This window comes from Pseudomonas sp. GM79 (assembly GCF_000282495.1).
In the GTDB taxonomy this organism is placed as follows: domain Bacteria; phylum Pseudomonadota; class Gammaproteobacteria; order Pseudomonadales; family Pseudomonadaceae; genus Aquipseudomonas.
In genome coordinates, this window is record NZ_AKJE01000042.1 from 65164 (window position 1) to 89221 (window position 24058).

Sequence of the window (24058 nt, forward strand, 5' to 3'; positions counted from 1 at the left end):
TTGAGTATGAGCAGCGGACTGTCCCTGGCCGACCACATCACATTGGAGTTGCGCGCTGACATCATCGGCGGTCGTTTGCTGCCGGGCATGGCGCTGGTGGAAAACGATCTGGTGTCGGCTTACAACGCCTCGCGAAACACGATTCGCGAGGCGTTGCATCGTCTGGGTCAGGAAGGGCTGACCCGTTATGTCCGTAACAAGGGTGTGATGGTGCGCCGGTTGGGTGTCGAGGATGTGCGCGATCTGTTCAAGGTCCGGCGTACCCTGGAGCTGCAAGCCATCAGCGCCAGTCAGCCATTGCGTGAGTATCAGTCCGACCGGATGCTCGAAGCCCTGGAGGCCACCGAGCTGGCCCGGGAGCGTGAGGACTGGCGCGCCGTCGGCACTCACAGCCTGGCGTTTCATCAACACATTGTCGGATTGCTGCGCAGTCCGTTGTTCGATGAGTTCTTCACCAACGTTGTCGCGCAACTGCGCCTGGTGTTTTGCACCGCTCCCGATGAATCACGTTTTCAAGCGCCTTGGCTGGCGCGTGACCGGCAGATACATGACTTGCTGGCCGACGGCGACAAACCCGCGGCCGGGGACGCGATGAGCCTTTATCTCGACGACTCCGAACACCTCCTGTTGCAGATGCTTGCCCCTTCTTCCCATCACTGAACGAGGATTTGTGCCATGTACAAAGACTATCCGGCGGCCTATCAAGTCAGCAAAGGCTCGGCCTTGCAGGTGGACACGGCTTTCTACGAGAGAGTCCGGGACAAGAAAGAGGGGCGCACGCTGATCGAACAGTTCGAAGTGCCGATCCGCACTGGCCGCGCCTGGAATGTGCCGGCCGGGCATGTGTTCAGGGTCACGACCCCGGTTGGCCCGCAAGTCGGGGACTTCAATGTCTGGAATGCCCACGACCCGCGCGAACGCTTATGGGCGGCGCGGACCCGGCAGTTGCAGGGTGCTCATGTCAGCACCCATGACCGGCTCTGGTCGAACCTGCCATTTTTGCGGCCGCTGGTGACTATCACCGACGATAGCCTGGCCGGGTACGGCATCGACGAACATGGCGGGCGTTTGCACGACTTGCTGGGGACGCGGTGCGATCCGTATGTGAACAAAATGCTCACCGGCGAGGATTTCCATCATCACTGCCACTCGAATTTGACGCGCGCCGTGTTACCCCATGGCCTGACCGAATTTGACGTGCATGATGTGCTGAACATTTTCCAGTGCACGGGTCTGAACCACGACGACATGTACTTCATGAAAGCTTGTCCGGCGCAGAAGGGCGATTACCTGGAGTTCTTTGCCGAGATTGATCTGCTGTGTGCGTTGTCGACGTGCCCGGGTGGCGATTTGTCCCTGGCCATGTGGGGGCCGGATGCGCAGGATCCGTTGAGTGTGTGTCGGCCATTGGGGGTGGAGATTTATCGGTTGGAGGAGTCGTTGCTTGAAGGCTGGAGCCAGCCGGAACGTGCGGCCTATAAAGGGCTGCATGGCTTGCACATTGCCAAGGCCGATTGGGAGAAATAGAAACGGTTTTGTGGCGAGGGAGCTTGCTCCCGCTCGACCGCGCAGCGGGCGCAAAAAATGTGCGAGGAACCTCAAGGGTCGCTACGCGACCCAGCGGGAGCAAGCTCCCTCGCCACAATTGTTTGCTAGCGGTCCTGCGCATCCTTGGCATCCGCTTCCGCATTGCGTTCGGCGACGCGCTTGCGTTGCTCTTCGGTCAATTCGACCTTGTTGGCGGTGTCGCGCAGCAGCATCAGACCGCCAACGATCGAGCCGATGGCAACGATCAGAATCAACCAGGCATACCAAGGCATAACGGCTCTCCTTAAGGGCAGGCCGATGGGCGAGGGTTCGCCGATCGATCCTGCATACCACTTTTGAGCGATGGAATTTCGCAGTGGTTCCATTCTAGGCCTGTTATGTCCCGTTCATCTGCGCCACATCTTCGAAACCTGCACATTCCCCCGTAGGAGCTGCCGAAGGCTGCGATCTTTTGATCCTGATCTTCGACGCCAGATGCATCGATAAAGATCAAAAGATCGCAGCCTTCGGCAGCTCCTACAGGTGGCAGCGTGTGAGGTTAAAGCCCAGTCAACATCGCATCCGCCGGCGCATCGGCACGCAGTTGCGCGGTAAGCATGAAGTACACGAAACCCACTGCCATGAAGCCGAGGAAGATCAACCCGATCAAGGTGTTGAACCAGGCCATCGCCACCAGGCAAACCACCGCCAGCATCAACGCAATGAACGGCACCAATGGGTAGCAGGGCGCGCGGAAGGTGCGTTCCAGGTTCGGTTCGGTTTTGCGCAGTTTGAACAGGCTGAGCATGCTCATGATGTACATCACGATCGCACCGAATACCGCCATGGTGATCATCGCCGCCGTCAGCGTCATGCCGCCGAGGTTGATCAAGCCATCGCTGTAGATCGCCGCGATGCCAATCACGCCACCGGCGATGATGGCCCGGTGCGGGGTCTGGAAGCGCGACAGTTTGGCCAGGGATGCTGGCAGGTAACCGGCCCGGGCCAGCGCAAAGAACTGCCGCGAGTAGCCGAGAATAATCCCGTGGAAACTCGCCACCAGGCCGAACAGGCCGATCCACACCAGCATGTGCAACCAGCCGGAGCTTTCGCCGACCACGGCTTTCATGGCTTGCGGCAGCGGATCGTTGATGTTCGACAGGGTGCGCCAGTCGCCGACGCCGCCGGCAAAGAACATCACGCCCATGGCCAGCAGCACCAGGGTCAGGATGCCGCTGATGTAGGCCTTGGGAATCGTGCGTTTCGGGTCTTTGGCTTCTTCGGCGGCCATGGCCGCGCCTTCGATGGCAAGGAAGAACCAGATGGCAAACGGAATGGCCGCGAACATGCCGGCAATCGCGGGCGCACCGAACACATCAGAACCAGCCCAGCCGTTGAGGGCGAAGTTGCTGAAGCTGAACGCCGGGGCGACCACGCCCATGAACACCAACAATTCGGCGACCGCCAATACGCAGACCACCAGCTCGAAGGTCGCGGCCAGTTTCACGCCGAGAATGTTCAGGCCCATGAACACGATGTAGGCACCGACCGCCGCGTGTTTCGGGTCGAGGGCGGGAAACTGCACATTCAGGTAGGCGCCGATCGCCAGGGCAATCGCCGGAGGGGCGAAGACGAACTCGATCAGGGTCGCCAACCCGGCAATCAATCCACCTTTCTCGCCAAAGGCGCGGCGGCTGTAGGCAAAGGGACCCCCGGCATGGGGAATCGCGGTGGTCAGTTCGGTGAAACTGAAGATGAAGCAGGTGTACATCGTGGCGACCATGAATGAGGTCACCAGGAAGCCCAGTGTCCCGGCCACGCCCCAGCCGTAACTCCAGCCGAAGTACTCACCGGAAATCACCAGCCCGACCGCGATACCCCACAGGTGCAGCGTACCCAGCGTGGGTTTGAGTTGTGTGTTCATGCCTTGCTCCCTGAACGGTTTGGAAAAGCTCGGGGGAGGGCGTGTGCAGTGGGCGTGCCATTTTTCAGGTGGGCGTCGTAAAGCGCTGAAAGCTGTCGTATCGGGGATGTTCGCGGCCGGATGCGCGCTTTTTGTGCGCCAGTTGGGGGCGGTGTCGTCTGTGCTGCCGCCTTCGCGAGCAAGCCCGCTCCCACATTTGGAATGCGTTTACCCACACAACACCGATCCCTGTGGGAGCGGGCTTGCTCGCGAAGAGGCCGGCACTGCCACCGCATCACCCCACTCTTTACGCTTTATTTATGCGTAGCCAACACCCTCGATCTCGCGCCTTTACAGCCTCCCTCCCGACAATCACTCCACACGCGGCAATACGCCGTAACACGGAGAATTTCCATGAGCGTTCTGGACGGAGTGTCACTGCTATTGGCAGTGGGGCTGTTCATTTATCTGTTGGTTGCGCTGTTGCGCGCGGACCGGAACTAGGAGCGGCTATGCACAGTTATGACTATTGGCTGATCCTCGCCTTCTTCGCCGTGGTGCTGATCCCGGCACCGTTTCTGGGGCGCTTCTACTACAAGGTGATGGAAGGGCAGCGCACCTGGCTGTCGCCGATCCTCGGGCCGGTGGAGCGGGGTTGCTATCGGGTGGCCGGCGTCGATCCGCAGGCCGAACAGAGCTGGCAGAAATACACCCTGGCCTTGCTCGCCTTTAACCTCGCGGGTTTTTTGCTGTTGTTCGCGATCCTGCTGTTTCAGGATTATTTGCCGCTCAATCCGCAAAATTTGCCGGGTCAGGAATGGACGCAAGCGTTCAACACCGCCGTCAGCTTCATGACCAATACAAACTGGCAGTCCTACAGCGGCGAAGCGACCCTCAGCTACCTGAGCCAGATGGTCGGCCTCACCGTGCAGAACTTCGTCAGCGCCGCCACCGGCCTCGCGGTACTGGTGGCGCTGTGTCGCGGCATTGGTCGCAAGTCGACCAAAACCCTGGGCAACTTCTGGGTCGACATGACTCGCGCCACCCTTTACGGCCTGCTGCCGCTGTGCCTGCTGCTGGCGCTGTATCTGGTCTGGCAGGGCGTGCCACAAACGTTCGCCCAGTACGTGAACGCCGTGACCATGCAGGGCGTTGATCAAGTGATCCCGCTCGGCCCGGCCGCCAGCCAGATTGCGATCAAGCAACTGGGCACCAACGGTGGTGGCTTCTTTGGCGTCAACTCGGCGCACCCGTTCGAGAACCCGACGGCGTGGAGCAACCTGTTCGAAGTCGCTTCGATCATTCTGATCCCGGTGGCGCTGGTGTTCACCTTCGGCCATTACGTGAAAGACCTGCGTCAGAGCCGCGCGATCATCGCCTGCATGCTGGCGCTGTTTTTGATCGGCGGCGCGACGTCGCTGTGGGCTGAATATCAACCGAACCCGACCCTGAACAACGTCGCCGTCGAACAGACCGCACCGCTGGAAGGCAAGGAAGCGCGCTTCGGTACCACCGCCACCGTGTTGTGGTCGGTGACCACCACGGCGGCGTCGAACGGTTCGGTCAATGGCATGCACGACAGCCTCAACCCGCTGAGCGGCATGGTGGCGATGATCAACATGATGGTCGGCGAAGTGATCTTCGGCGGCGTCGGAGCCGGGCTCTACGGCATGTTGCTCAACGTGCTGATCGCGGTATTCCTCGCCGGGCTGATGATCGGCCGCACTCCGGAATACCTCGGCAAGAAACTGCAAGCCAAAGAAGTCCAGTTGCTGGTGGTGACCTTGCTGGTGATGCCGGTCGGCGTGCTGGTGCTCGGCGCGATTGCTGCCAGCCTGCCTGGCCCGGTCGCGGCGGTGAGTAACCCCGGTGCTCACGGTTTCAGCCAGTTGCTTTATGCCTACACCTCGGCCAGTGCCAACAACGGCTCGGCGTTCGGCGGTTTCGGTGCCAACACCGCGTTCCACAACCTGATGCTGGGGCTGGGCATGTTGATCGGTCGCTTCGGTTACATCCTCCCGGTACTGGCCCTGGCCGGCAGCCTGGCGATGAAGAAAACCGCGCCGATCGGCCAGAACAGCTTCCCGACTCACGGCCCGCTGTTCGTGGTCCTGTTGACCGTGACCATTTTGCTGGTGGGTGGTTTGACCTTCCTGCCGACCCTGGCGCTGGGCCCGATTGCCGAACATCTGAGCTTGGGCTTCTAAGGAGTCAATGATGAATATGCCCGCAACTAAAGCCGCCGTCGTCAAGGCGCCGGAACAACCGAAAACCGCGATCTCGGCCCTCTGGCGCCCGGCGCTGGTGCAAGCGTTCGTAAAGCTCGACCCACGGCAATTGCAACGTGCGCCGGTGATGCTGGTGGTGGAACTGACCGCGATTCTGACCACCGTGCTGTGCTTCATTCCCGACAGCGCCGTGCCGACTTTCGTCGCCGCGCAAATCGCCTTGTGGCTGTGGTTCACCGTGTTGTTCGCCAACTTCGCCGAAGCGCTGGCAGAAGGTCGCGGCAAGGCCCGTGCCGACAGCCTCAAGGCCGGCAGTGAAGGCTTGAGTGCCCGGCGCAAAAACGCCAATGGCAGCTTTCAGGTGGTGCCCGCCACCAGCCTGCGCAAGGGCGATGTGGTGCGCGTCGAAGCGGGGGAGATGATCCCCGGTGACGGCGAGGTGATCGAAGGCATCGCGGCGGTCAACGAAGCGGCGATTACCGGTGAATCGGCACCGGTGATTCGTGAGTCCGGTGGCGACCGCTCGGCCGTCACCGGCAACACCCGCCTGGTGTCCGACTGGCTGCTGGTACGCATCACCGCCAACCCCGGTGAATCGACCCTCGACCGCATGATCGCGCTGGTCGAAGGCGCCAAACGCCAGAAAACCCCGAACGAAGTCGCGCTGGATATCCTGCTGATCGGCCTGACCCTGATCTTTCTGCTGGTGGTGGTGACCCTGCAACCGTTCGCCCACTTCGCCAATGGCAGCCTGCCGCTGGTGTTCCTGGTGGCGTTATTGGTCACGCTGATTCCGACCACCATTGGCGGTTTGTTGTCGGCCATCGGTATCGCCGGGATGGATCGTCTGGTACGCCTGAATGTGATCGCCAAATCCGGTCGCGCCGTGGAAGCGGCGGGGGACGTTCACGTCCTGCTGCTGGACAAGACCGGCACCATCACCTTCGGCAACCGTCGCTGCTCCGCGGTTTATGCCGCGCCGGGTGTCACTGCCAAGGAACTGGCCGAGGGCGCGTTGCTTGCCTCCTTGGCCGATGACACGGCTGAAGGCAAATCCATCGTCGAGTACCTGCGCGGTCTTCATCCGCAACCCGAGCCGTCCGCCGAGGTGCTGACCGCGGTGCCGTTCAGTGCTGAAACCCGCTTGTCTGGCGTTGACTATCAGGGCCGGGTCTATCGCAAAGGCGCGGTGGATTCGCTGCTGACTTTCGTCGGCCTGAAACGCGCCGATCTGGCCGCGCCTCTGTCCCGGGAAATCGACAAGATCGCCCAGAGCGGTGGCACGCCTCTGCTAGTCTGCGCCGACGGCAAATTGCTCGGTGTCATTCACCTCAAGGACGTGGTCAAGCCCGGCATCCGCGAGCGTTTCGCCGAATTGCGCAAGCTGGGGATTCGCACGGTCATGGTCACGGGCGACAACCCGCTGACCGCCGCTGCGATTGCCGCCGAAGCGGGCGTGGATGACGTGCTGGCTGAAGCGACTCCGGAGAAAAAACTGGCGCGCATTCGTCATGAGCAGAACGACGGTCGCCTGGTCGCCATGTGCGGCGACGGTGCCAACGACGCCCCGGCCCTGGCTCAGGCGGACGTCGGCATGGCGATGAACGACGGTACGCAAGCGGCACGGGAGGCGGCGAACATGGTCGACCTCGACAGCGACCCGACCAAGCTGTTGGACGTGGTGCAGATCGGTAAGGAATTACTGGTGACCCGTGGTGCGCTGACCACCTTTTCCATCGCCAACGACGTGGCCAAGTACTTCGCGATCCTGCCGGCGCTGTTCGCCTCGATCTACCCGCAACTGGGTGTGCTCAACGTCATGCACCTGAGCAGTCCGCAGAGCGCGATTCTGTCGGCGATTGTGTTCAACGCCTTGATCATTGTGGTGCTGATTCCGTTGGCATTGCGTGGTGTGAGGGTGCAAGCGGTGAGCGCGGCGGCGTTGCTGCGGCGCAATCTGCTGATTTATGGGCTGGGCGGGATTCTGGTGCCGTTCGTGGGCATCAAGGCGATCGACATGTTGTTGACGGCGTTGCATTTGGTCTGACTTGCGCGGTGTGCCAGGCACACCGCCTTCGCGAGCAAGCCCGCTCCCACACGTTGAAATGCATTCCCCTGTGGGAGCGGGCTTGCTCGCGAAGGACTCGACACGGTCCATCTGACTGAACGCTGTATTTGTTCTCTGAATTCGAGGATTTTGAAATGTCCACACTGATACGTCCGGCCCTGAGCCTGCTGTTGCTGATGACCCTGATCACCGGCGTCGCCTACCCTTTGGTGGTCACCGGTGTCGCCCAGGTCGCCTTCCCGGACCAGGCCAATGGCAGCCTGGTGCGCGACGCCGACGGCAAGGTTCGCGGTTCGTCGCTGATCGCCCAGGATTTCGTTGGTGATGGCTGGTTCCACCCACGGCCATCGGCCGGTGCCTTTGCCACTGTGTCGAGCAGCGCCAGCAACCTCTCGCCCAGCAATCCGGCGCTCGCCACTCGGGTTATCGACGAGGCCAATAAATTGCAGGTAGCTGGCCAGGGGCCAGTGCCGTTGGCCATGTTGACCACCTCTGGCAGTGGCCTCGATCCGCACTTGCCACCGGCCGCGATTGCCTATCAACTGGCGCGTGTCGCGGCGGCGCGCAATCTGCCAGTGTCTACGCTTGAGCAACTGCTGGATGCGCACATTGAACAGCCCCTGGTGGGGCCGCCGGTGGTGAATGTGTTGGCGCTGAATATGGCGCTGGAAAAACTGTAAATCGGTGGTGGCGCCATTCGCGAGCAAGCCCGCTCCCACATTAGATCTGTGAACGCTGAAGGTCCCTTGTGGGAGCGGGCTTGCTCGCGAAGGCGGCTGAACAATCACCACATCAACATCTGAAAAAAAGAGATCCCCAAGCATGAGTGACTCCGGCCGCGCCGACGCGCTGTTAGCAGACCTGCCCCGCGATGGCCGTGGCCGGCTCAAGGTATTCCTGGGCGCCGCCCCGGGGGTCGGCAAGACTTACGCCATGCTGCAAGCCGCCCACACTCAACTGCGCCAAGGCGTGAAAGTCATGGCCGGGGTGGTCGAAACCCACGGTCGCGCCGAAACCGAAGCGCTGTTGGCTGGCTTGCCGCAGCAACCGTTGGTGCGCTCGGAATACCGCGGCGTGATGCTCGAAGAAATGGACCTCGACGGTCTGCTTGCCGCCAAACCGAAACTGGTGCTGGTGGACGAACTGGCCCACAGCAACGCCCCCGGCAGTCGTCACGCCAAACGTTGGCAAGACATTCAGGAATTGCTGGCTGCCGGCATCGACGTATTCACCACGGTCAACGTCCAGCATCTGGAAAGTCTCAACGATCAGGTGCGCGGCATCACTGGCGTACAGGTGCGCGAAACCCTGCCGGACTGGGTGCTGCAAGAAGCCTACGAACTGCTGCTGATCGACCTGCCGCCGCGCGAGTTGCTGGAGCGTCTGCGTGACGGCAAGGTCTACGTGCCGGAGCAGGCGCGGGCGGCCATCGATGCATTCTTCACCCAGACCAACCTCACCGCCCTGCGCGAACTGGCGATGCAAACCGCTGCCGCTCAGGTCGATAACGATCTGGCCCAGGGTTATCGCCAGTTGGGGCAGGCCGCGCCGGCTGTGCGCGGTCGTTTGCTGGTGGGCGTCGATGGCGATGCTCAGGCCGAGCGCCTGGTGCGTCACGCCAGTCGTGTGGCCCAGCGGCGGCATTTGCCATGGAGCCTGGTGCATGTGGACAACGGCCGTGTGCGCGACGAGCAATCGCGGCTGCGCCTGCAAAGCGCTCAACAACTGGCCGAACGCCTCGGTGGCGAAGTGGTGTTGCTGCGCGCGGGCGAGGTGGCGAAAACGCTGATCCAGCATGCCGCTGAGCGACGCGCCAGCCTGGTGCTGGTGGGCCAGTCGCGCCAGCGTTTGCGTCGACGGTTGTTCGGTGGCGGGCTGGCGTCTCGTTTACTGCGCGATGCTCGCGGGCTGGAAATCAACGTGCTCGACAGTGATCAGGAACAGCATCAGCCGCGCCAACGCTCGGCGCAATCGCTGGTCTGGTTCGACTACGCGTTGGCGCTGGTGGCAACGGTGCTTGCCAGTGCCCTGGCCTGGGCGGTGTCGAGCGCCTTGGCGCTGCCCAACATTTCGCTGGTGTTCCTCGCGGCGGTGTTGCTGGTGGCGGTGCGCAGCAGTCTCGGCCCGGCATTGGCCTGCGCGGCGCTGTCGTTTCTGACCTATGACTTTCTGTTCATCCCGCCGACGTTCTCCTTCCGTATCCAGCGCGAAGAAGACGTGCTGACCTTGTTGTTCTTCCTGTTGATGGCGGCCTTGACCGGTAACCTTGCGGCTCGGCAACGGCGGCAATTGCAGGCCTTGCGCGACACCCAGGAAGAAACCAGCGAACTGCTCGACCTGTCGCGCAAACTCACCGCCGCCACCGACCGTCAGGCCGTGGTCAGCGCTGCGGCGCAGCACCTCAATGGCTGGACCGACCTGAAACTGTGCCTGCTCAATCGCGATGGCCAGAGCGGCTGGAAAGTTGAAACCGGCGGGCCGCTGGAGTTCTCCGAAGCCGAGCGTGCCGCCGCCGATTGGGCCTGGCAACACGACCAACCGGCCGGCGCAGGCACCGGCACCTTGCCGTTCGGGCGCTGGTGGTGGTGGCCGTTGTCGGTGGACGATGGGCCGCTGGCGCTGCTCGGCGTGTGTGCCAAAGAAGGTCAGACCCTGAGCGGCCAGCGTCGGCGCTTGTTGACCGCACTGAGCCAACCGCTGGCCCAGGCATTGGCCCGCGCGCAACTGGCCGATGACCTTGAGGCGGCACGCTTGCATGGTGAAACCGAGCAACTGCGCAGTGCGCTGTTGGCCTCGGTGTCCCACGATTTACGCACGCCGCTGACCTCCATGCGCGGCAGCATCGACAGCCTGCTGGCGCTTGGCGAGGCGATTCCCTTGGAGGACCGCCGCGAACTGCTCGAAGGCACCCGCGATGAAGCCGAACGGCTGGATCGCTATATTCAAAACCTGCTAGACATGACGCGCCTCGGTCACGGCGCCCTGAAGCTGGCGCGAGACTGGGTGTCGCCAGCAGACATCGTCGGCAGTTCGCTCAATCGTCTGCGCGCGGTGCTGGCATCGTTGCAGGTGATTACCGAAGTGCCGGCCGAGTTGCCGCTGCTCTATGTGCATGCCGCGCTGATCGAGCAAGCACTGGTCAATGTGCTGGAAAACGCCGCGCGTTTCTCACCGCCCCACGGGCGTCTTGAATTGTGTGCAGGGGCCAATGACAGCGAGCTGTTTTTTTCGGTGAGCGATGAGGGACCGGGGATTCCCGAGGAGGACCGGGCGAAGATTTTCGACATGTTTTACACCGCCGCTCGCGGTGATCGCGGCGGGCAGGGCACGGGGTTGGGGCTGGCGATCTGTCAGGGTATGGTCGGTGCCCATGGCGGGCGGATCAGCGTCGCCGACGGCATCGAGGGGCGCGGTACCTGCATCACGCTGCACCTGCCGTTGCAGACTCAACCGGGATTGGACAGTGAAGCCTGATCTCGCCTGCGCTACTCTCTTGCCACTTCTTTGTGTTGATATGAATTCATGAGCCAGACTGCGACCATTTTGGTCATCGACGACGAACCGCAGATCCGCAAATTCCTGCGCATCAGCCTCGCCTCCCAAGGCTACAAAGTGCTGGAGGCCGGCACCGGCACGGAAGGCCTGGCCCAGGCCGCATTGAATAAACCCGACCTGCTGGTGCTCGACCTCGGCCTGCCGGACATGGACGGCCAGCAGGTGCTGCGCGAGTTTCGCGAGTGGTCGACGGTGCCGGTACTGGTGCTCTCGGTGCGCGCCAGCGAAGGGCAGAAAGTACAAGCCCTGGATGGCGGCGCCAACGACTACGTGACCAAGCCGTTCGGCATCCAGGAGTTTTTGGCCCGGGTGCGCGCCTTGCTGCGTCAGGCGCCGACGGGTGAAGCTCAGGAAGCGGCGCTCAGTTTCGGCCCGCTCACCGTGGACCTGGCTTATCGCCGGGTGCTATTGGACGGTGCCGAAGTGGCGCTGACGCGCAAGGAATATGCGGTACTGGCGCAACTGGCCCGGCATCCGGGGCGGGTCATCACCCAGCAGCAATTGCTCAAGGACATCTGGGGCCCGACCCACACCGAAGACAGCCACTATCTGCGGATAGTGGTCGGGCACTTGCGGCAGAAACTGGCGGATGATCCGACTCAGCCACGGTTTATCGTTACCGAGGCGGGGGTAGGGTATCGGTTGTTGAGTGAGGGTAGCCTTTAGTTCTGTATTGATTGATCTGACGCCTTCGCGAGCAAGCCCGCTCCCACATGGGTTCGATGCTGAGCACAAATTCAGTGAACACTGAAGATCCACTGTGGGAGCGGGCTTGCTCGCGAAGGCGCTGGATCAGTCACCGCCCATCTTCATTTCGCTCATTCTCATACCGATCCAGCGTATCCCGCGCAATCTCGCGCCCCAGCGCGATCAATTCCGGCGCCTTGTAGAACTCGAAAAACCGGCACACCCGCTTGGGCACGTTGATCAGGATATCCGGCGGATACCCGGCAATCTTGTACTGCGCCAATGAGGTCTGCATCACCTCGAAACTCTGGTTGATCAGGTCCAGCAAGGACGCCGGCCCGACGTTGTCGATGATGAACGACCCGGTGGCGGATTTCGGTGCGCCGTTGCTTTCCGGGGCCGCCGCCGGTTGCTGGCCTTCGGGCGCGGCGGATTCGATCCACGGATTGATATCGGCCGCTTCTGCCATCAACGCTTCCTTTTCCAGCAGCAGCAATTGTTCCGCCTGTTTGCGGCGGAAGGGCATTTTCGAACCCAACGAGTTGATCAGGCTGTCAAAACGGGTCTTGAACGCGGCCGGGCGCTGGATCACTGGCAGTTGATAGTGACGCTGGTTGGTGGAGTTGAGGTTGACCGCGATGATGAGGTCGCAATGGCTCGACACCACCGGCACGATCGGCAATGGGTTGAGAATGCCGCCGTCCACCAGCATTCGATTGCCCTGCATCACCGGCGTGAACAGGCTGGGGATCGCCGCCGAGGCGCGCATGGCCTGGTGCAGGCAACCTTCCTGGAACCAGATTTCCTGCTGGTTGGTCAGGTCCGTGGCCACCGCCGTGTAGGGAATGCGCAGGTCTTCAATATTAATTTCGCCGACGATCTTGCGGATCTGTCCGAAGACCTTTTCCCCGCGAATTGCGCCCAGGCGAAAGCTGACGTCCACCAGGCGCAACACGTCGAGGTAATCCAGGCTCTCGATCCAGTCGCGGTAATCCTTGAGTTTATCGGCGGCATAGATCCCGCCGACCACTGCGCCCATGGAGCAACCGGCGATGCAGGCGATGTCGTAGCCGCGCCGTTCGATCTCTTCAATGACGCCGATATGGGCGTAGCCCCGGGCGCCACCCGAGCCCAACACCAGTGCGACACGCTTTTTCATGAATCGACCTCTCTGACAAGGTTCAACAATGCACCCATCGAGGGGCACGCTTCAATCGCTATGGTCGTTCGAGGGGGCCAGTGCGTCGTTTTTTGACACTCCGGGAAGGCGAATGGGTATTCTCGCCGGCTCTATGTTTTCACTGCATGTTTCCACTGCATGTTTCCACGGCGAGCCCAAGGCACTTTTCACGTGCGAGACCGTCTTACGTGCATGCATGTTTACCTATCTTTGAGGTGTGAGTGATGAAAGTCTGGATCTGTGTGCCGTTGATTGCCCTGGCACTCGCCGGTTGTGCCGGTAAAACCGCTTACCGTGACAGCTGTGGAAGCCAGCTCGACGCCGCCTGGCGTGAACTGGATCTGGCCAAGGTCGAGGGCTTTGCCGGGACTGTCAGCTACTCCAAGGCGCTGTCGTTGCTGACCGGTGCCAAGACCCAGCAGCAATTCGAAGCGTATGAGGGGTGCACCAAGAAGGCCGAGAAGGCGCGCTTCTACATTCGTGAATCTCGCGCCGGTCGCTGAAGCATGCTATAGCCAATGGGGGAATTCGATTTGCGGAGCAAGCGATGTCTGCCTTGGTTGATCGGTTGGTGGCTCACGTTCTGAGCCTGGACATTCGCCTGCTCGCCTGCCAGGCACGCTTGAGTGCCCGTACCGATTCTGAGGCCCTGCACGATCTACGCACCACCGTGCGGCGTTTGCGCAGCTTGTTGCGGCCCTTGCGCGGTTTGCCCGGAGTCGAGCAACTGGAAGCGGCGGCTTCCCGGGTCGGTGACCTGACCACGCCGTTGCGCGATCGCGAAGTGCTGGCGGCGTACCTGCTCCAGCACGATCAACCCGAGGCCGCCCACCGGCGCATGGCGCGGATGCACGAGGTTTATCCCGTCGTGGCGGCGAGCCCGGAAGTGGCGCAGATGCTGATGATCCTCGACGCCTTTCCGCGTTTCCTGCGGGCTTCTCAGCGTCAGGGTTTGCTCAAGGGCTTGCGCAAACGCATTGAAAAACGCCTGGGCAAACAGTGGAAGAAACTCGACCAGGCCTTGCATGATCCCGCCCATGACCGCCATCGCCTGCGCCTGCTGATCAAGCGCGTGCGCTATGGCATCGAAGCCTACCCCGAACTGGATCGCTTGCCGGAAGCGGCCCTGCCCAGACTGAAATCGGCGCAGGCTGCCTTGGGCGATTGGCACGACAGCTGGCAGTGGCTGGACCGCGCCAAAGAAGAGCCCGATTTGCAGCCCTGTGTCGCGACCTGGAAAACCACCTTGGCCGAGGCCGAAGCGCGCGCCGACCGCGTGCTCGACAAATTCAGCGCCGCCTGCTTCAAATCCTGAAACCACCAAAGATCAAATGTGGGAGCGGGCTTGCTCGCGAAGAGGGCATGACATTCAACGAAAATGTTGAATGTCAGAGCGCTTTCGCGAGCAAGCCCGCTCCCACAGTTGTTTTGTGGTGAACAGGGAATGAGTGTTCGAGCCGAGCACGGCTCATCTGTCAGTGATTTTGGCCGGAATAAGCGCTGTATCGGCTTTGCGCGCTGGTTAAGATCGTTCCATCCATTTTCCTGTCTCTGAGGTTCCCATGCACTTTTCCGATCTGCTCGACGCTGTGCGCAGTCAGCCGCAGGAGCTGTCTATTCCGGCCGAATGGGGCCAGGGCCGGGCGAGTTTTGGGGGGCTGATAGCCGCCTTGCAATACGAAGCCATGCGCGCAAAAGTCCCGGCGGATCGTCCGGTGCGTTCGCTGGCAATCACCTTTGTCGGCCCGGTCGAACCCGATGTGCCAGTCAGTTTTGAAGTCGATGTGTTGCGCGAAGGCAAAGCCGTCAGCCAGGTGCTGGGCCGGGCGATGCAGAAGGGCCAGGTGGTGACGTTGGTCCAGGGCAGCTTCGGCGCCTCGCGACCTTCCGAAGTGGCGGTCACGGCCAACGCTGCGCCCGAGATGAAGCACTGGGACGACTGCCAGGAAATGCCCTATATCAAAGGGGTGACCCCGGAATTCATGCGTCATTTGGCAATGCGCTGGAGTGTCGGTGGCCTGCCGTTCACCGGCAACACCTCCCGCGACATGGGAGGTTGGGTGCGCTTGCGTGGAGAAGGGAAGGACGAGGTGGTCAGCGAGGCGCATATTCTGGCGCTGGTCGATGCCTGGCCGCCGTCCTTGTTGTCGTATCTGAAGAAACCGGCGGCAGGCAGCACGCTGACCTGGACCATCGAATTCGTCCAGCCGTTGCTCGCGTTGAGCACGCTGGACTGGTGCAAGTACCTGGTGGAAATCGAGTATGCCGCTGACGGCTACGGGCACGCCGCCGCAAAACTGTGGAGCGAAGACGGTCAGTTGATCGCCATGAGCCGGCAGACAGTCACGATTTTCGCCTGATCAGTGACGACGGCGGTGGCGTTCACGCCAGGCGCGCCACCAGCCGCCACTGAAGAAAAACCGTGGGAAGGTCAGGAACTGCTCGACCAACAAGCGTGATACCGCATCTTTGCGATCACTGAAGGGCTCGGAGGCTTGTGCCTCCAGGCGATGACCTTGGCGCTGCAGACCCAGGGCGGCGATCAGGCCGATAACGCCGATCGCGATACTCGCCAGATCCAGGCTGAACACCCCCGAGACCATCAGCAAAAACGCCACAATGAACAGCGGCACGGCAATCAGGTGCAACACCAGATTGGTCGGGTGCTGGTGATTATGCGGGTACGCTCGCCATTGCCAGGCGGGAAGGTTGGGATGACGTTTGCCCATGATGCTTATCCTTGGTTCGATGAGGCTCTTGAACAAAGAATAGGCCGGGCGAAAGCCGTCGGCGAATCGAGGCTGGCTATCGAAGTGATAGGGGTCATGGTCAATATTGATGTTGACCGGTCTGACGCCTTCGCGAGCAAGCCCGCTCCCACACTGGTTCGGTGCTGAACACAAATTGTGTGAACACTGAAGATCCACTGTGGGAGCGGGCTTGCCCGCGATGGGGCCGTCACAGTTTCAGCTGACCTATGGCCTTGCTCAATTCCCCCGCCAACATCGCCAACTCATTGCTGGTGATCGCCGAATTCACGGTCTGCTGCACGGTATTTTCGGTGACGTCGCGAATGCTCACCACCGCCCGATTCATTTCCTCCGCCACATGGCTCTGCTGCTCGGCCGCCACTGCGATCTGCGTATTGCTTTCACGCATCTGCGCCACCGCGCCGGTGATTTCGGCCAGGGCCACACTGGCCTCCTGAGCCTGCTGCATGCAGTCGTCCGCCTTGTACGAGCTTTCCTGCATGAAGTCCACAGCATCCCGAGTGCCGGCCTGCAGCGCTGAAACCATGGTGGTGATCTCGTCGGTGGACGCCTGGACTCGCTTGGCCAGGTTACGCACCTCATCGGCGACCACCGCAAACCCGCGGCCCATTTCCCCGGCCCGGGCCGCTTCGATGGCGGCGTTAAGGGCCAGCAGGTTGGTCTGTTCGGCGATGCTGTGGATCACGCTGACCACGCCGTTGATCTTCTGACTGTCCTCGGCCAGACGCTGAATCATCTCGGCTGTTTGCTGCACACCGGTGGACAACCCGCCAATCGATTGCTGCACCCGAGTAACCACTTCCTGGCCGCTGCCGGCCAGGGTGTCGGCGGTTTGCGAGAGGTCGCGGGTGGCGCTGGCGTGTTGGGCTATGTGATGGACCGTGGCGGTCATTTCGTTGATCGCTGTGGCGGCCTGATCGGTTTCGCTTTGCTGACCGAGCATGCCGTGACGCACCTCGTTCATGCTCGAGGCCAGCCGCGCGGCGCCGACATCCAGTTGCCTCGCAGTGCTGGCGACGGTGTTGACCACCCGCTGATAACCGGCCTGCATGGCGTTGAAGGCATTGGCCATCTGCCCGACTTCATCCTTGCAAGCCAGCGGCACACGGGCCGACAGGTCGCCGCTTTTCTCGACATGGAGCATCACGTCTTTCAACGTGTTGAGCTGGCTGAGCAGGAAGCGGATCAACAGTTGCGAGGCGCCGAGCATTGCCAGCATCAGGATGAACACCGCTACCGCGTAGTGGGTGAAGCGTTCGCCGAACACTTGGCTCAGGCTCGGGCCATGGGCAATCACCGCGATCTGTTGACCATCGGGGCGAGTGAGTACCTCGGCGCCCATCAACGGGTTTTCACCGAACAGCGGCATAGCGTTGATCTCGACCCAACCGTTGGTATCGGTCAGCTCCAGCACCGGTTGCCCATTCAGTAACGGCGCCTGCCCGCGATTGAAGATCAGCAGATTATCGGCCTTGGGCAGCGGCTGCCCGGCAGGCCAGGCATTGAGCAATCGCGCCTGGGCCTGAACCGACGCCTGGGCGGCGTGGCTGCGGGCTTGTTGTTCAAGCTGCACGGCGTACAGCACCAGCAACAGGGTGGTGACGAAGGCGACGGCGTTGACCGCCCAGAATTTGTATTTCAGCGAGATGTTGCTAAGCCAGGCACCCATGGAGGTCTTCTCTGATAGCGGAAACAGTTTTGGCAAGGTGCCAGCATTGTGCCGCTATTCAGGGCTTCGACTCTTGATATGGGTCAACATCCTCCGCCGTCCCAATGTGGGAGCGGGCTTGCTCGCGAAGACGGCGGCACATCCAACGTTGATGTGACTGACAGACCGCCTTCGCGAGCAAGCCCGCTCCCACAGGGGATTTGTGGTTATTGGGGGATCGAAGGCAACCCGTAGAATGCCCGTGCGCATGCTGTGGTGTGGTTTGCCAGGTCTTCCTGGCTTTCCCCACGATGCAACGCCACCTCACGCAACACTTCAGTCAGATACGCCGGCTCGTTGCGGCCATTCTTCGGCTTGGGGCGCAAACTGCGGGGCAGCAGATACGGCGCATCGCTCTCCAGCATCAAGCGCCCGCGTTTAATCTCTTTGACCAGTGGATGCAGGTGCGTGCCCCGGCGCTCGTCACAAATCCAGCCAGTGATGCCGATGTGCAGATCCAGATCGAGGTAGCTGAACAGCGCCTTCTTTTCACCGGTGAAGCAGTGCACCACGGCGGCTGGCAACTGGTCGCGGTAATCACGCAGGATCTCCAGCAATCGTTGGCTGGCATCGCGCTCATGCAGGAACACCGGCAATTGCAGTTCGACCGCCATCGCCAGATGTTCTTCCAAGACTTTTTCCTGTTGCGGACGGGGCGAGAAGTCACGATTGAAATCGAGGCCGCATTCACCCACGGCCACCACGTTCGGCTCCTTGAGCAAACTGCGCAGACGCTGATCACTGTCGGCGTTCCAGTCGCTGGCCGAATGTGGGTGAATACCTGCCGTAGCGAACAGCCGTTGAGCGCTTTCGTCCAGTTGCTGGCACAGCTCCAGCGCCTGTTCACTGCCCTCGACGCTGGTCCCGGTGAGCACCAATTGGCAGACTCCGGCAGCATAGGCACGGTCGAGTACAGCCTGGTGTTTGTCGGCGAAACTGGGGTTGGTCAGGTTGACGCCGATATCGATGAGTTGCATGGTGCTACCTCGGACCAAAGGCCGGAAAGCATATCAGAGCTGTAGATTTATAAGAAAAGCCAAGAACTACAACCAGTTAAAGCTGTCTGTTGAGGCCGCGAGACAGGTCGGGTTGGTAGAATTGCCATCACTGTGCCACTCTCACGCACTTTGCCAGCGCTTCAGGCGCTCTGTTTCTGTCGCTCGACGTCATGAAATCACCCATGAAGTCGACCCGTATTCTTTCCGGAGAGTGGATGATTCGTCCCTCGGTTTTGTTACTGCTGTGTTGTTCGTTGCTGCTGCCCATGCCGGCGGTTGCGCGTCTGGCCGGGCCGTTGCAAGCCGTGCCGGCGGCCAAGGTCCGCGACCTGGCGGAGATTCGCAGCAGTCGCGTGTTGCGGGTGTTGGTCAACCAGAGCCGCAACAGCTCCGGTGAAGTTCAGGGCCAGGCCATCGGCGTCGAATACCACCGCCTGCGCGCTTTCGAACAATACCTCAATGGCCATGCCCGCGATGGCCAGGAAATCACCCTCAAGATCATTCCCAAAGCCAAGGATCAACTGCTCGGCGCGTTGCAGCGCGGGGAGGGTGATCTGGTTGCGCCGGGAGAATTACTCGACCCGCAACCGGGCCTCGCCGTCAGTACCAGTCAGCCGATTGCCAGTAACGTGCCGTTGCTGCTGGTGGGGATTAAAGGCGAACGACGTTACACCCGTCTCGAACAACTCTCGGGCAAAACCCTCGCGCTGCCCACCGGCAGTGCCGCCGGGGATGCGGTCAGTCAGATCAATCAGAAACTCGCGCTGCACAAACTGCCGCCGGTGAAGATCGAGTGGGTCGATCCCAGCCTGGCGGTCGAGGACGTGCTGGAAATGGTCCAGGGCGGGATCTTTCATCTGACGATTGTCGAGCAACCGATTGCCGAACGCTGGGGCAAGATCCTGCCCAAATTGCGCTTCGATCGGCAGGTCATGATCAGCGAACCAGGCGAGGAATACTGGTTTGTGCGCCGCGACGCTTCAATGCTGCGTTCGAGCATCGATCGCTTCCTGACGACTTACAAGAAACCGTCGGACCAGGATGCGGCGTTCCTGCGAATCTATCGACGCCTGTATCAAGTGCACTATCCCTTGGCCAAAGCCGATCGGCAGCGCCTGGAAAAACTTCGCCCGGTGTTGCAGAAACACGCTGAAGCCCAAGGCATGGACTGGCTGAACCTGGCAGCGCTGGCCTTCAAGGAGTCGGCGCTGCAACCCAACGCCAGAAGCGGTAGCGGCCCCACCGGCCTGATGCAAATCACCCCGTCCGCCGCCCAACGGGTTGGCGTGAGTAATATTCAAAACCTCGACGCCAATGTGCAGGCCGGCGCCAAGTACCTGGCGATGATCCGCCGCAAGTTTTTTGCCAGCCCCAAACTCAATGAGCGCGAGCGCATGGCGTTCGTGCTGGCGGCCTACAACATGGGACCGGAGCGGGTTCAAGGCATGCGCGCCGAGGCCCGGCGGCGCGGCTTGAATCCTAATCAGTGGTTTTTCCAGGTCGAGCGCATCGCCATGGAGCAGGTGGGGATGGGGGCTGTCAGCTATGTTAATAGCGTGAACAAGTATTACTTGGCGTTCGATCGGGAGCGAGAGTCGTTGGAGCCCCAGGGGCAAAAAGTGGTCTCACGGAAATGATCGACTAAGCTGATTGTTATGGTGCGTTGTTTGCGCTTTTAACATGAGTTTTATTGATTAATATAGCGGCCAACCAACACACACTCACAATGGATGACACAGCATGAGCACACTGATCAACAAGGTACTGTTCACTCGCGCGGGCTACGGTCTGACGATTCTGCGTATTTTCGTCGGCATCATCTTCGCGGCCCATGGCTCACAGAAACTCTTCGGGGCATTCGGCGGCTACGGCATTGCCGGCACCGCGCAGTACATGGAAAGCATCGGGCTGGCACCGGGTCACCTGATGGCGATCCTGGCGGGTGGTACCGAGTTCTTCGGCGGTCTGGCGCTGATCATCGGCCTGCTGGCACGCCCGGCAGCGCTGGGGCTGACCTTTCTCTCTCTGGTGGCCATTTTCACAGTGCACATCAGCAACGGCCTGTTCATGGCTAACAACGGTTATGAGTTCGCCCTGGCTTTGCTCGGTGGCAGCCTAGCGGTGCTGATCGAGGGTGCAGGCAAACTGTCGGTAGACCGCGCCATCACCAACTGACTGCCCTGGCTCAACGAAAAGGCCTGCATTGTGCGACGCACTGTGCAGGCCTTTTTTGTTGCTGGTGATTCTTGACACTGTCCGGTCAGCTTCTCTACGATGCTGCCCATGCGCCGATTTAAACAGCTACTTGCGGGGCGCCAGGTGACTCATTCAGTTGCCGATAGAAGCTTGAAACAGGCTTCGAAATACCGCTAAAGCGCTGGTTCGGTGTTGCCTCTCACCTGCCATGCAGACTTTTGAGGCAGAGACACGACACAATGAATGCATTAAGCCCCGTTATACGCCCCGCGCCGATCACGGCACACCTCACCCAGCGCAATCCAAAAATCCTGCTTGGCGGTAAACATCAGCCGACGCTTTTGCGTTACCTCGATGGCTGGCCACGTCGCACCGGTGGGCCTGCTGCCTTCCTGATTCAGTTTGTCGACGACGGCGAGTCATTGGCACGGTTTGCCAACGACAGTTTCGATCTGGCGGTGATTCTGGCACCCAGCGCCGAGGATGCGCCTGAAGTGATCAGGCAGCTGACTCGCGTGGCTCGCCAAGGGTTGATTACTCGCCGCTGAAAGAGGCCTGCGTGTCATTGTGGGTGTTTTTTTGCCTGCCGCGAAATTGATTGGCGTGCAAGCAGTTGAGGATGATTCGACTGCGGGTTGTCCAATCGGTATTGATAATGAAGAACTTCTGGATATAACTATTTTCGTCATTCGATTCAAACCAAGTATCTATTTTATTGCTGAAATCGTCGGGTACAAAGAGCGGTAAAACGTATTTGGCGCATTGTATTGAACGCAGCACATAAGAAGGTTTGTATTGCGTGGCGACCTCGTCCATAAAGGCTTTCAATTGTTGGGTGGTCATGACATTTTCGCCAGACCATTTTTGTTCCACTCCGGGCCAGAAGTCGGAGTTTTGAATGAAATGATTATAAGCAACGACGACCGTTTTTCCTGGGTGTTGATTCCATAGTTGGTCAAGCGTCAAGTGGCGCAGATCTTTAGAGATGGATCTGTAACCGATTTTACTATTGATAAGTTCACGCAACTCTTGATGAGCCTGTGGGGTAAAGTTCTTGAACTCGTGAAAGTCCAGAATGAAAATTTCCCGCGCCCGGGCCGATTTGGTTGAAGGCGTATCATAGAAGTCATTCACCATGTCTAGAATGTCGACGCTGACCGTGCGTCCGGACGACGTCATGTGGAAAATCTGGAAGCGGTGTGCCCGGCCGACAGGCTTGTTGCTATAGAACTCTACCCTTAGGTCCAGCACCCGAACGCCGGCGGCCACTTGCTCCTGAGGGCTGACATCTTGTGTGATCTCTTGAGGTAAAAATGCGTTCGGCGCTTTTTTGTCATAGCCTGAGTCATGCGACCCCGGCAGAATAAGTTCGTCGATACGCAAGTTGCCGATATGTAGCGTATTGTTCATCCAGCGATCAAGCATGTTATTCATTCCTTTGAATAAAGTTAACTGAGTAAGTGAAGCAGGCATCCGTCAACAAGATTGTCAGTTGTCGGGTTGTCTGGCGGCTTGATAGTTGCTCTTTGTTGTTTTTAAGTCAAGTTGGGAGGCGGGGGTGTTTGCAGCTTATTGTTTCGATGTTGTGGGTGGGGTGTTACGGGTAATGGATGTCTATAATATAAACGCACTGTTCGCCAGTCGGTGTTTGCACTCGAACTTCGGCGTCCAGCGCTTTGCCGATCAGGGCGCGGGCCAGCGGCGAGTCGATACTGATCAGCCCTTGTTTCAAGTCCAGTTCATCTGGCCCGACAATGCGATAGCGCGACTCTTTGCCTTCTTCATCTTCAATGGTGACCCAGGCGCCAAAATAGACTTTGTTCGGATCGCTGGGCTTCTCGCTGACGACCTTCAGTGCTTCCAGCCGTTTGGTGAGAAAACGCACGCGACTGTCGATCTCGCGCAACATTTTTTTGCCGTAGGTGTACTCCGCGTTTTCCGAGCGATCGCCCTGGGCTGCGGCCTCGCTGACCGACTGTGTCACTTGAGGGCGTCGAACATGCCACAACTCATGAAACTCGGCGCGCATCCGCGCTTCACCTTCGGGGGTGATCAACGCGGTGCCGGCGGTACGGGGAGGGCGATAACGGCTCATGGCAACTTCTTGTGGTAAAGAGAGCTTGAGTCTATCAACCCTCGCGCAAGACTGTCAGGGGGCTGGCATTAAGAGCGCGGCGCGTACCGAACACACCGGCACCGCCGATCAGCACGGCGCCGATCAGCGGCAATACCAGCAGCCATGGATGCGGATGCCAGGGCAGGTCGAAGGCATAACGGTAGAGCACCAGGCTCACCAATTCCGAACCCAGTGCCGCCAACAATCCGCTGACCGCGCCGAGCAGACCGAACTCGATCCGCCGGGCCCTGACCAGCAACTGTCGCTCGGCGCCTAGCGCTCGCAGCAATGCACCTTGGCGAATGCGTTCATCCAGCGTTGCCTGCAAACCGGAGAACAACACCGCCATGCCCGCCGCCAGCACAAACAACAGCACGTATTCCACCGCCAGGGTGACCTGGCCGAGAATGCTGCGCAGCTGCGCCAGCAAGGCTTCGACTTGCAGAATGGTCACTGCCGGAAAGCTTCGGGACAGATCAACGATCTGCTGATCGTGACCGGGCGCCAGATAGAAACTGGTCAGGTAGGTCGCCGGCAAGTCCTTCAGGGTGCCGGGCTGGAAGATCATGAAAAAGTTCGGCTGGAAGTTGTCCCAGTTGACTTCCCGCAGGCTGGTGACTTTCGCTTCCCGATTGACCCCGCCAACGGTGAATACCATGTGATCGCCGAGCTTGAGTTTGAGGCTTTCGGCGACTTTACCTTCCACCGATACTCCCGGTATTTCATCCGATGGTTGCTGATCCCACCAGTTGCCGGCGGTGAGTTTGTTGCCCTCCGGCAGCTCGGCCGCCCAGGTCAGGCTCAGGTCCCGTTGAATGGCTCGATCACCGGCCGAATCCTTGCTGACGATGTCCTGCACCGGCTCGCCATTGACGCTGATCAGCCTTCCCGGCACCACCGGGTACAGCGGCGCCGATTGTGCCGACAACTCCATCAGTCGATCGGTAAAGGCCTGTTTGTCCGCCGGCAGAATGTTCAGGGCGAAGTAGTTCGGGGCATTTTTCGGTAACTGGTTTTGCCAGGTGTCGAGCAATTCGCCACGCAGCAAAGCGATCAGTGCCATGGACAGCAGAATCAAACCGAAGGCCAGGGCTTGACCGGCCGCCGCCAGTGGATGGGGC

The 24058-nt window shown here is 60.3% G+C and carries 23 protein-coding genes; 14 read left to right on the top strand and 9 right to left on the bottom strand.

Features of this window, described 5'->3' with window-relative positions; translation table 11 throughout:
* The first annotated feature begins 6 nt into the window (after nucleotides 1-6).
* Both PMI36_RS16170 and PMI36_RS16165 read left to right on the top strand, forming a co-directional pair.
* A complete protein-coding gene (locus PMI36_RS16170; RefSeq protein ID WP_008071669.1) occupies nucleotides 7-660 on the top strand; it encodes a GntR family transcriptional regulator in 654 nt (217 codons plus the stop codon).
* 15 nt (nucleotides 661-675) lie between these two features.
* Nucleotides 676-1527, top strand: coding sequence for an urea carboxylase-associated family protein (locus PMI36_RS16165; protein ID WP_008071670.1), 852 nt, complete (start codon nucleotides 676-678; stop codon nucleotides 1525-1527).
* Between the two features lie 125 nt (nucleotides 1528-1652).
* On the opposite strand, the gene PMI36_RS30535 is transcribed toward PMI36_RS16165, so the two are convergent.
* On the bottom strand, nucleotides 1653-1820 hold the full coding sequence (locus tag PMI36_RS30535) for a DUF2897 family protein (RefSeq protein WP_007899812.1): 168 nt from the start codon (nucleotides 1818-1820) through the stop codon (nucleotides 1653-1655).
* A gap of 266 nt (nucleotides 1821-2086) precedes the next feature.
* Nucleotides 2087-3451, bottom strand: coding sequence for an ethanolamine permease (gene eat, locus PMI36_RS16160; protein WP_008071671.1), 1365 nt, complete (start codon nucleotides 3449-3451; stop codon nucleotides 2087-2089).
* Nucleotides 3452-3844: 393 nt separating this feature from the next.
* On the opposite strand from eat, the gene kdpF reads away from it, so the two are divergent.
* The 6 genes from kdpF (at nucleotide 3845) to PMI36_RS16135 (ending at nucleotide 11947) form a co-directional block, all read left to right on the top strand.
* A complete protein-coding gene (kdpF, locus tag PMI36_RS30540; RefSeq protein ID WP_007899818.1) occupies nucleotides 3845-3934 on the top strand; it encodes a K(+)-transporting ATPase subunit F in 90 nt (29 codons plus the stop codon).
* An 8-nt stretch (nucleotides 3935-3942) separates the two neighbouring features.
* Entirely contained in the window at nucleotides 3943-5637 is a 1695-nt protein-coding gene (gene kdpA, locus PMI36_RS16155) for a potassium-transporting ATPase subunit KdpA (protein WP_008071672.1), read from the top strand.
* Nucleotides 5638-5647: 10 nt separating this feature from the next.
* A complete protein-coding gene (gene kdpB / locus PMI36_RS16150) occupies nucleotides 5648-7705 on the top strand; it encodes a potassium-transporting ATPase subunit KdpB (protein ID WP_008071673.1) in 2058 nt (685 codons plus the stop codon).
* A 155-nt stretch (nucleotides 7706-7860) separates the two neighbouring features.
* The gene (gene kdpC / locus PMI36_RS16145) at nucleotides 7861-8406 is read left to right on the top strand and encodes a potassium-transporting ATPase subunit KdpC (RefSeq protein WP_008071674.1); all 546 of its coding nucleotides are present in this window, start codon (nucleotides 7861-7863) and stop codon (nucleotides 8404-8406) included.
* Between the two features lie 142 nt (nucleotides 8407-8548).
* On the top strand, nucleotides 8549-11200 hold the full coding sequence (locus tag PMI36_RS16140; RefSeq protein WP_008071675.1) for a sensor histidine kinase: 2652 nt from the start codon (nucleotides 8549-8551) through the stop codon (nucleotides 11198-11200).
* 48 nt (nucleotides 11201-11248) lie between these two features.
* The gene (locus tag PMI36_RS16135) at nucleotides 11249-11947 is read left to right on the top strand and encodes a response regulator (protein WP_008006017.1); all 699 of its coding nucleotides are present in this window, start codon (nucleotides 11249-11251) and stop codon (nucleotides 11945-11947) included.
* A 130-nt stretch (nucleotides 11948-12077) separates the two neighbouring features.
* On the opposite strand, the gene PMI36_RS16130 is transcribed toward PMI36_RS16135, so the two are convergent.
* The gene (locus PMI36_RS16130) at nucleotides 12078-13127 is read right to left on the bottom strand and encodes a patatin-like phospholipase family protein (protein WP_008071676.1); all 1050 of its coding nucleotides are present in this window, start codon (nucleotides 13125-13127) and stop codon (nucleotides 12078-12080) included.
* Nucleotides 13128-13372: 245 nt separating this feature from the next.
* Here PMI36_RS16130 and PMI36_RS16125 point away from each other — a divergent pair, with 245 nt between their 5' ends.
* The 3 genes from PMI36_RS16125 to PMI36_RS16115 all read left to right on the top strand — a co-directional run bounded on the left by PMI36_RS16125 (nucleotide 13373) and on the right by PMI36_RS16115 (nucleotide 15508).
* Nucleotides 13373-13651: a hypothetical protein gene (locus PMI36_RS16125; RefSeq protein ID WP_008071677.1), complete on the top strand. Its 279-nt coding sequence runs from the start codon at nucleotides 13373-13375 to the stop codon at nucleotides 13649-13651.
* Between the two features lie 44 nt (nucleotides 13652-13695).
* On the top strand, nucleotides 13696-14463 hold the full coding sequence (locus PMI36_RS16120; RefSeq protein WP_008071685.1) for a CHAD domain-containing protein: 768 nt from the start codon (nucleotides 13696-13698) through the stop codon (nucleotides 14461-14463).
* Between the two features lie 247 nt (nucleotides 14464-14710).
* Entirely contained in the window at nucleotides 14711-15508 is a 798-nt protein-coding gene (locus tag PMI36_RS16115) for an acyl-CoA thioesterase (RefSeq protein WP_007899838.1), read from the top strand.
* Here PMI36_RS16115 and PMI36_RS16110 read toward each other — a convergent pair whose 3' ends face one another.
* The 3 genes from PMI36_RS16110 to PMI36_RS16100 all read right to left on the bottom strand — a co-directional run bounded on the left by PMI36_RS16110 (nucleotide 15509) and on the right by PMI36_RS16100 (nucleotide 18604).
* Nucleotides 15509-15877: an Mpo1-like protein gene (locus tag PMI36_RS16110; protein ID WP_008071687.1), complete on the bottom strand. Its 369-nt coding sequence runs from the start codon at nucleotides 15875-15877 to the stop codon at nucleotides 15509-15511.
* 229 nt (nucleotides 15878-16106) lie between these two features.
* Nucleotides 16107-17588: a methyl-accepting chemotaxis protein gene (locus PMI36_RS16105; RefSeq protein WP_008071689.1), complete on the bottom strand. Its 1482-nt coding sequence runs from the start codon at nucleotides 17586-17588 to the stop codon at nucleotides 16107-16109.
* A gap of 206 nt (nucleotides 17589-17794) precedes the next feature.
* Nucleotides 17795-18604 (bottom strand): TatD family hydrolase, encoded by an 810-nt coding sequence (locus PMI36_RS16100; protein ID WP_008071698.1) that lies wholly within the window; start codon nucleotides 18602-18604, stop codon nucleotides 17795-17797.
* Nucleotides 18605-18840: 236 nt separating this feature from the next.
* Between PMI36_RS16100 and PMI36_RS16095 the strand changes: the two genes are divergently transcribed.
* The 3 genes from PMI36_RS16095 (at nucleotide 18841) to PMI36_RS16085 (ending at nucleotide 21369) form a co-directional block, all read left to right on the top strand.
* Nucleotides 18841-20262, top strand: a complete 1422-nt coding sequence (locus PMI36_RS16095; protein WP_008071699.1) for a transglycosylase SLT domain-containing protein — start codon at nucleotides 18841-18843, stop codon at nucleotides 20260-20262.
* A 103-nt stretch (nucleotides 20263-20365) separates the two neighbouring features.
* A complete protein-coding gene (locus tag PMI36_RS16090) occupies nucleotides 20366-20800 on the top strand; it encodes a DoxX family protein (protein WP_007899846.1) in 435 nt (144 codons plus the stop codon).
* A gap of 260 nt (nucleotides 20801-21060) precedes the next feature.
* Entirely contained in the window at nucleotides 21061-21369 is a 309-nt protein-coding gene (locus tag PMI36_RS16085) for a hypothetical protein (protein WP_008071700.1), read from the top strand.
* Here the strand turns inward: PMI36_RS16085 and PMI36_RS16080 are convergent.
* From PMI36_RS16080 to PMI36_RS16070, 3 genes are all read right to left on the bottom strand, one after another.
* Nucleotides 21356-22246 (bottom strand): hypothetical protein, encoded by an 891-nt coding sequence (locus tag PMI36_RS16080; RefSeq protein WP_008071701.1) that lies wholly within the window; start codon nucleotides 22244-22246, stop codon nucleotides 21356-21358. The genes PMI36_RS16085 and PMI36_RS16080 overlap by 14 nt on opposite strands.
* Before the next feature lie 172 nt (nucleotides 22247-22418).
* Complete coding sequence (greB, locus tag PMI36_RS16075; RefSeq protein WP_008071702.1) at nucleotides 22419-22916, bottom strand: transcription elongation factor GreB; 498 nt, start codon at nucleotides 22914-22916, stop codon at nucleotides 22419-22421.
* A gap of 34 nt (nucleotides 22917-22950) precedes the next feature.
* On the bottom strand, nucleotides 22951-24058 hold a 1108-nt coding region (locus PMI36_RS16070; RefSeq protein ID WP_008071704.1), incomplete at its 5' end, for an ABC transporter permease.

Coding starts and splice junctions, on each gene's coding strand:
- PMI36_RS16135 (WP_008006017.1), top strand. CDS start 11,249: ATGAGCCAGACTGCGACCATTTTGGTCATCGACGACGAACCGCAGATC.
- PMI36_RS16110 (WP_008071687.1), bottom strand. CDS start 15,877: ATGGGCAAACGTCATCCCAACCTTCCCGCCTGGCAATGGCGAGCGTAC.
- kdpA (WP_008071672.1), top strand. CDS start 3,943: ATGCACAGTTATGACTATTGGCTGATCCTCGCCTTCTTCGCCGTGGTG.
- PMI36_RS16105 (WP_008071689.1), bottom strand. CDS start 17,588: ATGGGTGCCTGGCTTAGCAACATCTCGCTGAAATACAAATTCTGGGCG.
- PMI36_RS16095 (WP_008071699.1), top strand. CDS start 18,841: ATGATTCGTCCCTCGGTTTTGTTACTGCTGTGTTGTTCGTTGCTGCTG.
- PMI36_RS16120 (WP_008071685.1), top strand. CDS start 13,696: ATGTCTGCCTTGGTTGATCGGTTGGTGGCTCACGTTCTGAGCCTGGAC.
- PMI36_RS16080 (WP_008071701.1), bottom strand. CDS start 22,246: ATGCTTGATCGCTGGATGAACAATACGCTACATATCGGCAACTTGCGT.
- kdpF (WP_007899818.1), top strand. CDS start 3,845: ATGAGCGTTCTGGACGGAGTGTCACTGCTATTGGCAGTGGGGCTGTTC.
- kdpC (WP_008071674.1), top strand. CDS start 7,861: ATGTCCACACTGATACGTCCGGCCCTGAGCCTGCTGTTGCTGATGACC.
- kdpB (WP_008071673.1), top strand. CDS start 5,648: ATGAATATGCCCGCAACTAAAGCCGCCGTCGTCAAGGCGCCGGAACAA.
- PMI36_RS16085 (WP_008071700.1), top strand. CDS start 21,061: ATGAATGCATTAAGCCCCGTTATACGCCCCGCGCCGATCACGGCACAC.
- PMI36_RS16100 (WP_008071698.1), bottom strand. CDS start 18,604: ATGCAACTCATCGATATCGGCGTCAACCTGACCAACCCCAGTTTCGCC.
- greB (WP_008071702.1), bottom strand. CDS start 22,916: ATGAGCCGTTATCGCCCTCCCCGTACCGCCGGCACCGCGTTGATCACC.
- PMI36_RS30535 (WP_007899812.1), bottom strand. CDS start 1,820: ATGCCTTGGTATGCCTGGTTGATTCTGATCGTTGCCATCGGCTCGATC.
- PMI36_RS16115 (WP_007899838.1), top strand. CDS start 14,711: ATGCACTTTTCCGATCTGCTCGACGCTGTGCGCAGTCAGCCGCAGGAG.
- PMI36_RS16125 (WP_008071677.1), top strand. CDS start 13,373: ATGAAAGTCTGGATCTGTGTGCCGTTGATTGCCCTGGCACTCGCCGGT.
- PMI36_RS16140 (WP_008071675.1), top strand. CDS start 8,549: ATGAGTGACTCCGGCCGCGCCGACGCGCTGTTAGCAGACCTGCCCCGC.
- PMI36_RS16130 (WP_008071676.1), bottom strand. CDS start 13,127: ATGAAAAAGCGTGTCGCACTGGTGTTGGGCTCGGGTGGCGCCCGGGGC.
- PMI36_RS16165 (WP_008071670.1), top strand. CDS start 676: ATGTACAAAGACTATCCGGCGGCCTATCAAGTCAGCAAAGGCTCGGCC.
- eat (WP_008071671.1), bottom strand. CDS start 3,451: ATGAACACACAACTCAAACCCACGCTGGGTACGCTGCACCTGTGGGGT.
- PMI36_RS16090 (WP_007899846.1), top strand. CDS start 20,366: ATGAGCACACTGATCAACAAGGTACTGTTCACTCGCGCGGGCTACGGT.
- PMI36_RS16170 (WP_008071669.1), top strand. CDS start 7: ATGAGCAGCGGACTGTCCCTGGCCGACCACATCACATTGGAGTTGCGC.